The organism is Collinsella sp. AM36-4AA, assembly GCF_003467795.1.
In the GTDB taxonomy this organism is placed as follows: Bacteria; Actinomycetota; Coriobacteriia; order Coriobacteriales; family Coriobacteriaceae; genus Collinsella.
The window spans coordinates 38990-47292 of sequence record NZ_QSHS01000019.1; the positions used below are offsets into that span (position 1 = coordinate 38990).

At 59.6% G+C, this 8303-nt stretch carries 6 protein-coding genes; all 6 read right to left on the bottom strand.

Going from position 1 to position 8303, the window contains the following annotated elements:
• Positions 1–84: 84 nt before the first annotated feature.
• Complete coding sequence (gene xerD, locus DW850_RS07055; protein ID WP_117584232.1) at positions 85–1026, bottom strand: site-specific tyrosine recombinase XerD; 942 nt, start codon at positions 1024–1026, stop codon at positions 85–87.
• Between the two features lie 2 nt (positions 1027–1028).
• On the bottom strand, positions 1029–2690 hold the full coding sequence (locus DW850_RS07060) for a CTP synthase (protein ID WP_055286060.1): 1662 nt from the start codon (positions 2688–2690) through the stop codon (positions 1029–1031).
• A 178-nt stretch (positions 2691–2868) separates the two neighbouring features.
• Positions 2869–3207 carry a hypothetical protein gene (locus DW850_RS07065; protein WP_040358312.1) on the bottom strand — a complete coding sequence of 113 codons (339 nt, stop codon included), beginning with the start codon at positions 3205–3207 and terminating at the stop codon, positions 2869–2871.
• A 256-nt stretch (positions 3208–3463) separates the two neighbouring features.
• The gene (locus tag DW850_RS07070) at positions 3464–4945 is read right to left on the bottom strand and encodes a DUF1846 domain-containing protein (protein ID WP_117786678.1); all 1482 of its coding nucleotides are present in this window, start codon (positions 4943–4945) and stop codon (positions 3464–3466) included.
• 603 nt (positions 4946–5548) lie between these two features.
• Positions 5549–7036 carry a YfcC family protein gene (locus DW850_RS07075; protein WP_369831459.1) on the bottom strand — a complete coding sequence of 496 codons (1488 nt, stop codon included), beginning with the start codon at positions 7034–7036 and terminating at the stop codon, positions 5549–5551.
• Between the two features lie 138 nt (positions 7037–7174).
• Positions 7175–8170, bottom strand: a complete 996-nt coding sequence (argF, locus tag DW850_RS07080) for an ornithine carbamoyltransferase (RefSeq protein ID WP_006234279.1) — start codon at positions 8168–8170, stop codon at positions 7175–7177.
• Between the last annotated feature and the right edge of the window lie 133 nt (positions 8171–8303).

Consider the following 8303-nt stretch of genomic DNA (forward strand, 5'->3'; position numbering starts at 1 on the left):
GATTGCCCATGCGCGCGCAAAAGCACGTCGCGGCAATCTGGGGCCCGTCCCCAAATACCTATAGATATGCAGGCCAGCGATGTGTTAACGATGTGCCAGCGGGTGCGCCGCCAGATAGACCTCGGTCAGTTGCGTACGATCGACATGCGTGTAGACCTGCGTGGTCGATATATCGGCATGTCCCAAGATCTCCTGTAGCACACGGAGGTCTGCACCGCCCGCAAGCATATGGGTGGCAAAGGAGTGACGCAGCGTATGGGGATGGAGTCCCACCAGCCCCACCTGGCGCCCGTAGCGCTCACAGATGGCATGGATGCCCTGGCGCGACAGACGGCGGCCGTTCTTATTTAAAAAGACCGCTGAGGTCTCGGTTCCGTGGGCATGGGCCGCCAAGCGAGAACGCCCCTTAGTTATATAGCGCGTCAGAGCTCGCGCCGCACTTCCCACCAACGGGGACAGGCGTTCCTTTGAGCCCTTACCGCGAACGAGCACAAAGCCATCGTCGATATGGATATCGCCAACATCGAGCCCCACCAACTCACTCACACGCAAGCCGCATCCGTAGAGCACTTCCAAGATGGCATGGTCGCGCAAGCCCATCTCGCCCTCGGGGAAGTCTTGATCGAGCAGCGCCGAGACATCCTCCACCGATAGATACTCCGGCAAACGCTCAGCCTTTTTAGGCAGGCGCAACGCCGCCGTTGGATTTTGGGCCACAATCCCATCGCGCACCAAAAAGGCATGCAGGCCCTTCACGGCCGCAAGCGCACGCTCCACCGAGGCATCGGAATAGCCCCCATCGCGACGGTCGGCGACAAAGCCCTCCACGACCTGACGAGTCACCTCATCAAAAGACATGATGCCCGCCCGCTCCAGATACGCGCAGTACGTCGTCAGGTCACGACGATAAGCCGCAATCGTGTTGCGCGCCAAACCCCGCTCGACCGCGAGGTAATCGAGATACTCCCCCGCCGCCACGGCGAGCGACGAGGGAGTAGCTTCGGTATGTTCTTTGTTCGCCGGCACCCTTAGTCCGTAGCGAGGTTCATGGGCGTCACCTGCAGGCGATCGACGCCCTCGTGCTGACCGATCGAGGCACGCACGAACTCTCGGAACAGCGGCTGCGGGTTGGTCGGACGGCTCTTGAACTCGGGGTGAGCCTGGGTTGCCACATACCAAGGATGCACGTCGCGCGGCAGCTCGACCATCTCGACCAGGCGCTCGTCGGGCGACAGACCCGAGATAACCAAACCGGCGTCCTCAAGCTGGTCGCGGAAGGCGTTGTTGAACTCAAAGCGGTGACGGTGACGCTCGTAGACGAGCTCCTCGCCATATGCCTCGCGAGCAAGGGTATCGGCGGCGAGCTTGCACGGATAGGCGCCCAGGCGCATGGTGCCGCCCTTCTCGGTCACGTCCTCCTGCGAGCTCATCAGATCGATGACGCTAAATGGGCCGTCCGGATCGAACTCGGAGGAGCTGGCGCCGGCAAGGCCGACGACGTTGCGGGCGAACTCGCACACGGCCACCTGCATACCCAGGCAAATGCCCAGATACGGAATCTTGTGCTCACGGGCAAACTCGGCCGCGAGGATCTTGCCCTCCAGGGCGCGCTTGCCAAAGCCGCCGGGGACCAGGATGCCCGAGGCGTCGCCCAGAACCTCGGAGACATTCTGCTCGTCGAGGCTCTCGCCGTCGACCAGTTGGACGTCCACATGGCGATCGTAGAAGACGCCCGCATGGTGCAGGGCCTCGATAACCGACAGGTACGCATCGGGCAGCTGCGTGTACTTGCCCACGACGGCGATCTTCACCTTGTCGGCGTGATGGTTGGCGTGATTCTGTTTGCGCAGGAACTCATTCCACTCGCTCATGTCGCGCTCACGCGGGTCCAGACCCAGGCGCTCGCAAATGCGCAGGTCAAAGTCCTGCTCGGCAAGCAGCTGCGGAACATCGTAAATGCTCGCGCAGTCCTCGTTGGTAAAGACGCAATCGGTGTCGACGTCGCAGAAGCTTGCGATCTTCCCGCGGATAGCGTCATCGATATGGTGGTCGGAGCGCAACACGATAATATCGGGCTGGATGCCAAAGCTGCGGAGCTCCTTGACGGAATGCTGCGTGGGCTTGGTCTTGACCTCGTGGGCGGCGGCGATATAGGGAACGAGCGACACGTGGATGTAGCAGACGTTCTCGGGGCCGGCCTCCTTGCGGTACTGACGAATGGCCTCGACAAACGGTTGGGACTCGATGTCGCCGATCGTGCCGCCCAGCTCGGTGATGACTACATCGGAGCCGGTCTGCTCCTCGATGCGGCGGAACTTATCCTTAATGGCATTGGTGACGTGAGGAATCACCTGCACGGTACCGCCCAAAAAGTCGCCGCGACGCTCGCGGGCGATGAGGCTTTTGTAGATGGCACCGGTCGTAAAGTTGGAATCGCGGGTCAGGTTCTCATCAATAAAGCGCTCGTAATGACCCAGGTCCAGGTCGGACTCGTAACCATCCTCGGTTACAAAGACCTCACCATGCTGGAACGGGCTCATGGTACCGGGGTCGACGTTCAGATACGGGTCGGCCTTCTGCATCGTTACTTTGTAGCCACGCGACTTGAGCAGACGGCCCAGCGAGGCCGCGGTGATACCCTTGCCCAGGGACGAAACCACGCCACCGGTTACGAACACATGCTTGGTCATATTGAGTTACCTGCGCTTCCCGTAGAAGTTGTTTATCCACATCTTACGGGTCTTCATTGTAATACTCGCGCCGCGGACCGTCCGCAATTTTTCTCGCGTGCGATTGCATTTCTCAATCTTGAAACAAAACGCCGCCCGGTTTCCCAGGCGGCGTCGCTATGGCAAGGGTTACATGCTGCTATCGATCAGCAACCTCGTCCTCAAGCATTTCTTGAACGAGCATGCCGGTACGGACGCCCTCAAGATACCACTCGCCACGTTCGGTGAGGCAAATGCCATTTGCAAGCTGACCGCCGTCGTCGCTATAACGCGAGACGACATCAATCATGCCTTCGGAATCCAAGCGATCGATTGCGGCGCGGGCACGATACGGCGAAACCCCCACGCGCTCGGCAAGCGTTTTGCGCGAGAAACCATACGGCCCGCCATTGTCTTCGGTTTGCTGGTCGATCTCCATCAACACCAGCACCTCGACACGCTTCATATCGTTGACACTCGCACGACCCTTGCCCGCCATAGCAGCCTCCTCAAACCGAGCACGAGCATCTAACGCGCCGTGCGCGACCGACACACCTCACGATGGCAGGTAATATCCATCATGCGGCATCCCGCTAAGGATGAAACAGTTACGGTTATTGTATACCGCTCAAATTGTTTCTAGGCAGGTAAACGGCTATTTTTCGCCGAAATAGGCACTTTATTGATCAAAAAGCCGTACCGGGCGCTAACCCGATACGGCCAAACTGCAATGCAATTACCGCGGTGCTTCAAACTTAGCGATGGAAGAAACCGCGGCGCTCAAACTTGGGCTCGCAGCACACGTTGATACCCAGTTTGCGCAGTACCGTCTCGTCCGTCGGCGAGATGATCACGCTAAAGAAGGCATCGCAACCGCGCAACTGCTCCAGGCCCGAAAGGACGCGAGCGGCCGTCTCACTCGTGGCCGAGGTGATCGACAGCGCCATAAGCGTCTCGTCGGTGTGGAGGCGCGGGTTTTTGCTACCCAGGAAATGCGTCTTGAGCTTGCTGATGGGCTCGATCGCCTCATCGCTAATGACCTCGAGCTCAAGGTCGACGCCCGAGACATGCTTGAGGGCGTTCATAATGAGCGAACTTGCGGCGCCCAGGCGCGTGGAGGTCTTACCGGTCACCACGGAGCCATCGGGCATGACCATGGCACCCACGGGACCACCCGTCAGCTGTTCCCTGGTGAGGGCCGCCGAGCGTGCCGGTGAGTAGTTCTTATCGATGCCGGCTTTCTTCATAATAATCTTGAGACGGTCGACTTGCTCATCGCCCACGCCGGTACGGCGCACATTTTCGACCGCGGTAAAGTAGCGGCGAACGATCTCCATCTTGGAAGCGTCGCGGCAGGCATCGTCATCGGTGATGGCAAAGCCGACCATATTGACGCCCATGTCCGTGGGGCTCTGGTAGGGGCTCTTGCCCAGGATCTTTTCCATCAGAGCACGGACCACCGGGAAGGCCTCGACGTCGCGGTTGTAGTTGACCGTGGTCTTGTTGTAGGCCTCCAAGTGGAAGGAGTCGATGATATTGGCATCGTCGAGGTCGGCCGTGGCGGCCTCATAGGCGATGTTGACCGGATGCGTGAGGGGCAGATTCCAGACCGGGAACGTCTCGAACTTGGCGTAGCCGGCAGCGGTGCCGTGTTTGTGCTCGTGATAGAGCTGAGACAGGCAGGTGGCGAGCTTGCCCGAGCCAGGGCCGGGTGCCGTCACGACAACGAGCGGACGGGAGGTCTCGACAAACTCGTTCTTGCCATAGCCGTCGTCAGACACGATCAGGTCGACGTCGTGCGGATAGCCCTCGATGGGATAGTGCAGCTTGGCGGGAATGCCGAGCGCGTTCAGGCGATTGCGGAACACATCGGCGGCGGGCTGGCCGGCGTACTGGGTGATAACCACGGCCGCGACAGCAAAACCGTTGCCGCGGAACAGGTCGACCAGGCGCAAAACGTCCTCGTCATAGGTAATGCCAAGGTCGCCACGGGCCTTATTCTTCTCGATGTGGTTCGCGTTGATCGCGATGATGACCTCAACGTCATCGGCAATGCTCTTGAGCATGCGAAACTTGCTGTCCGGCTCAAAACCCGGCAGCACGCGGCTGGCATGATAGTCATCGAACAACTTGCCGCCAAACTCCAAATACAGCTTGCCGCCAAACTGCGAGATGCGCTCCTTAATATGAGCGGCCTGCAGCTCGATATACTTCGCGTTGTCGAAACCCTGGCGCATATATGGCTCCCGTCCCGTTTCCATTTAATGTCTTAGGCGATTATAACGGAGCCTGCCCTCCCCGATGCCCAGGCCATCAACAGGCACCAACCAAACACGCCATCGATAAGTTGCGGTGAAATAGCTCCTGTTTAACCCCTCAAGACGGCCAAACGGGAACTATTCCACCGCAACTTCCCCTTTTGGCGCAAAGTAACCTGACCCCTTTGCACCAACAGCAGAAACGTCGCGGGCAGAGAACGGACAGCGAACAGGCACCAGAGCGAGCAAGCCGCCCCCTGCGCCAACAATGGCAGCGCCGCAGGTTGAGCATAAGTCAGCGAAAGCCCACCAGAGCGAGCAAGGTGACGTGAAAGAGGAGGGCATAGGCCTTTTGGCCATGCCCGACGATTGAACGTCAGATTGCCGCTCTGGCGGGCTTGCAGCGTCGAGTGGTTCCGGCGTTTGGTAAAACGCCGGAACACAAGAGCGCCCCCTCCCGCGCACGGAACGGGAGGAGGCTAAAGGTAGGAGTCTACCGGTGGGGTTACCCCACCGGACAGACGATGACCAGGTGATCCTTTACAGGATCGTCATGGTTTCCGTGGGGTACCCAAGGGGTACTTAGAGCATCACGCAGGCGACGGTCAGAATGATGGCGCAGACGACGGAGAGAGCGACGATGAGCTTGAGAGCAAACTTGAGCCAGGTCGTCCACTCGATCTTGGCCAGGGCAAGACCGCCCATGATGGCGCCGGAGGTCGGGGTGAACAGGTTCACGACACCGATGGCGGCGGAGAAGATCATGACCATGACCTCGGGCGAGAAGCCGAGCTTAACAGCCAGCGGTCCCATGATGGGCATGGAGACAGTAGCCATACCGGAGGTCGAGGGGATCAGGAAGGACAGGCCGAAGTAGACCAGGAAGCTCATGGGAGCGAAGATCACGCCGGACAGGCCAGCCAGAGCATTGGCGGCAGCGTCGAGGACGTAGACGTCGAGGCCGGTGCTAGCCATGAGGACGGAGATACCACGGGCAAGAGCGATGACGAGGACAACGGACATCATGTCGGCAGCGCCGGTGATGAAGGTGTTGACGATCTGCTTCTCGGAGAGGCCACCGATGATACCGATCAGGACAGCCATGAGGAAGAACCAGGTGGAAGCCTCGTCGAAGTACCACTGGCCAATGGGCAGGCCGGTGATCAGGGCAGACCAGCCCTGAACGATGGCGTTACCGTCGGCGTCATAGACAGCGCCAGCATCGAAGAAGTTGGCGACGCCCTCGTTGAGGTCGGCCAGCGGGATGAAGCCGACGATCATGACGACGAAGGTGAAGGCAAAGGCGATCAGAACACCCTTCTGACGACCGGTGAGCTTGACCTCCTTGTGAACCTCGGAAGCAGCCTTGCCGTGAGCCTCTTCGGCGTCCTTGAGCTCCTGCATCGAAAGGATGGTGGAACCCTTGTCAGCCTTGACCTTCTTGGCATAGCTCATGACGAAGAGGATGGACATAACAGTGGTAACAATCCACAGGACGGCACCGAGACCGATGATGATGGACTGGTTGACCTCAATGCCAACGCCGGTCAGAGCGTCGACGGCAGCACCGACGGCGAACGGGTTAACCGTGGAGCCGAGGCAGCCGCAGCCAGCGCCGAGCAGGACGGTGGCAGCGCCGACCATAGGGTCGAAGCCAGCAGCCATCATGGTGGCGGCGAGCAGGGCGTAGAAGGGAACGGTCTCCTCGCACATACCATAGGTGGTACCACCGAGGGAGAAGATGAACATTAGCACGGGAATGAGCATGATCTCATTGCCCTTAAGCTTCTGCACCAGAACGGCAATGCCGTTGTCCAGGGCGCCGGTCTCGGTCATCATGCCGAGGAAGCCACCGAGGATCATAACGAAGAGGCAGACGGGCAGAGCGTCAGCGAAGCCCTTGACCGGGGCGGTGCAGAAATCGCTCAGGCGGGCAGCGGTAACCGCGCCACCGGACGTACCGGAGACGATAACGGTAACAACCGCGACGATTGCCAGCAGAGCAAGAAGAATGGTGAACGATGAAGGCATACCGCGCTTTTTCTTAGCGGTCTCAGTCATAGTTCTCATCCCCCCTTCATAAATCATTTACTGATCTCGCCCGAAGCGGCTCTTCCGTGCCGTGCATGTCGCTCGGTGCGAGATTTTTACCAGACAAAAGCGCTCGGGGTGCGCAGGAATGCACCCCGAGCGAGATGCTAGATGCTCTTACTTGAGCGTGGCGTACATGACAGCCTTGATGGTGTGCATGCGGTTCTCGGCCTCGTCGAAGACCTTGGAAGCGGGGCTCTCGAAGACCTCGTCGGTGACCTCCTGCTCGGTGATGCCGAACTGCTCGCACTTCTCGGCGCCAATGGTGGTGTTGGTGTCGTGGAAGCTGGGCAGGCAGTGCAGGAAGATGGCACCCGGGTTGGCCATAGCCATGACCTCGGAGGTAACGCGATACGGGGTGAGCTGAGCGATGCGCTCGGCCCAGACCTCGTCAGGCTCGCCCATGGAGACCCACACGTCGGTGTAGATAACGTCGGCACCGGTGACGCCGTCCTTGACGTCGGTGGTCAGCTTGATGGTGCAGCCGTTGGCCTCGGCGATGGGCTTGCAGGCCTCGATGACGTCGTCAGCGGGCATGCACTCCTCGGGGCCGCAGGCCACGAAGTTCATGCCGAGCTTGGAGCAAACGACCATGAGAGAGCGAGCAACGTTGTTCTTGCAGTCACCCATGAAGACGAGGGTCTTGCCCTTGATGTCGTAGTTGAAGTTCTCCTGGACGGTCAGGATGTCGGCGAGCATCTGGGTGGGATGCCACTCAGTGGTCAGGCCGTTCCACACGGGCACGCCGGACTTAGCAGCGAGCTCCTCGACGTCGTCCTGGGCAAAGCCACGGAACTCGATGCCATCATACATGCGGCCGAGAACACGGGCGGTATCCTCGATGGACTCCTTCTTGCCCATCTGCGACGAACCCGGATCGAGGTAGGTGACGCCCATGCCCAGATCCATGCCGCCGACCTCGAAGGCGCAGCGGGTACGAGTAGAGGTCTTCTGGAAGAGCAGAACGATGTTCTTACCCTCGAGATAGCGGTGCGGAACGCCAGCGCGCTTCATGTCCTTGAAGTTCTTGGAGAGCTTGAGCAGGTACTCGATCTCCTCGGTGGTGAGGTCGAGGAGCTTGAGGAAGCTACGGCCGGAGAGGTTAACACCCATGGTTCGTTTCCTTTCGAAGAAATGAATTACGTAAGTATTAGTGTCGCCCGTTTGACGGGCGAAACCGGTGCGGTTGTAGGGAGACCGCACCGGAAACGGAAAGACTTAGAGGTCCTCGCGCCAGAAGGGCATG